3 protein-coding genes are annotated in these 1,629 nt (G+C 78.8%); 1 reads left to right on the top strand and 2 read right to left on the bottom strand.

Going from position 1 to position 1,629, the window contains the following annotated elements; all coding sequences use genetic code 11:
- Window positions 1–275 (top strand): hypothetical protein (locus KIK08_RS38915; RefSeq protein WP_214408315.1); only part of this gene is annotated, 275 nt, incomplete at its 5' end.
- A gap of 3 nt (window positions 276–278) precedes the next feature.
- Here the strand turns inward: KIK08_RS38915 and fdhD are convergent.
- Both fdhD and KIK08_RS38925 read right to left on the bottom strand, forming a co-directional pair.
- Window positions 279–1,118 (bottom strand): formate dehydrogenase accessory sulfurtransferase FdhD, encoded by an 840-nt coding sequence (gene fdhD / locus KIK08_RS38920; RefSeq protein WP_214408316.1) that lies wholly within the window; start codon window positions 1,116–1,118, stop codon window positions 279–281.
- Window positions 1,106–1,629, bottom strand: a 524-nt coding sequence (locus KIK08_RS38925) for a molybdopterin-binding protein (protein ID WP_250558672.1), incomplete at its 5' end; no start/stop codon positions are given. The genes fdhD and KIK08_RS38925, both read right to left, overlap by 13 nt.

Raw genomic sequence — 1,629 nt, forward strand, 5'->3', positions numbered from 1 at the left:
CACGGCCCGCGCCCCGGCCGGCCGAGGAGCGCCCGGCCCTGCTCGCCGACGAGCGACCGCCGACGCCGGGCCGCCGCCGGCTGGCCCCGACCCTGGTCACCGCGTTCACCCTGGCCCTCGCCCCGGCCGCGGCCGGGCTGGGGCTGCTGCTGTTCCCCGCCGCGGACGACGGCCGACCGCCGGAGAAGCCGCTGATCCAGGTCGTGCCGCGGCCGGCGGTCGCCGGGACCGGCACCGCAACGCCCATCGCCCCGCTGCCCCCGGCCGGGGAGTAGCCGCTACCGGGTCGGCTGGGGCTCCAGGACCCGCTGCGCGCCGGCGTAGAGGTTCATCGAGTCGCCGCGGATGAACCCGACGAGGGTCAGCCCGGACTCCACGGCCAGCTCGACCGCCAGCGACGAGGGCGCCGACACCGCCCCGAGCACCGGGACGCCGGCCATGACCGCCTTCTGCACCAGCTCGAACGACGTCCGCCCGGACACCATCAGCACCGTGCCCGCCGCCGGCACCCGCCCGTCGAGCACCGCCCAGCCCAGCACCTTGTCGACCGCGTTGTGCCGGCCCACGTCCTCACGCACCACGAGCGGCTCGCCGGCCGCGGTGAACAACCCCGCCGCGTGCAGCCCGCCGGTGCGGTCGAACACCCGCTGCCGGGCGCGCAGCAGGCCGGGCAGCCCGGCCAGGGTCGCCGGGGAGACCTCGACCGGGTCGTCGGCCGGGGAGAACCGGGTGCGCAGCCGCACCGCGTCCAGCGAGGCCTTCCCGCACACCCCGCACGACGACGTCGTGTAGAAGTTGCGCTCGACCCCGGTCTCCGGGGGCGGGACGTGCGCCGCCAGGCCCACGTCGAGCACGTTGTAGGTGTTGCGGCCGTCGTCGTCGACCGAGTCGCAGTAGCGGGCGTCGAGGACGTCGGCGCGGCCGCCGATCACGCCCTCGGACAGCAGGAAGCCGTGCGCGAGCTCGACGTCGTGGCCGGGGGTGCGCATGGTGACGGCGAGCGCCCGGCCCCCGACGCGCAGCTCCAGCGGCTCCTCGACGGCCAGCGCGTCGGGACGGGACACCCGCCCGGCGCCGGTGATCCGCACGACCGGCCGGTGCGCGGTCAACCTGCCCACGGGGCGACTCCTGGCTCGGGGAGCAGCCGCACGGTGGCGGCGTCGGCGGGGCTCACGACGGCGAGCCTGTCGGCGACGACGGCGCCGCGCAGCATGGCCGGGCCGTCGTGGCCGACCGGTCGGGCGACCCCCTCGCGGACCCGGACCGGCACGATCTTGTGCTCGGTCGGGTGCGGCCGCACGCCGCGGGCGGGCAGCCGGGCCAGCTCGGGCAGCTCCCGGCCGCCGAGGCCGGCCAGCGCGGCGGCGGCCAGGGTCAGGAAGGCGACCAGCGCGGCCAGCGGGTTGCCGGGCAGGCCGACCACCAGCCGGCCGTCCGGCAGCCGGGCCATGGCCTGCGGGTGGCCGGGCCGGCAGGCGACCCCGTCGACCAGCAGTTCGGCGCCGGCGGCGGCGAGCACTGTGCGGAGGTGGTCGGCCGGGCCGGGCCCGGAGGCCCCGGTGACCAGGACGACGTCGGCGTGGGCCTGGGCGAGCGCGGCGCGCAGCACGGCCGGCTCGTCGGGCGCCC

This window comes from Pseudonocardia lacus (genome assembly GCF_018531445.1).
Classification (GTDB): domain Bacteria; phylum Actinomycetota; class Actinomycetes; order Mycobacteriales; family Pseudonocardiaceae; genus Pseudonocardia; species Pseudonocardia lacus.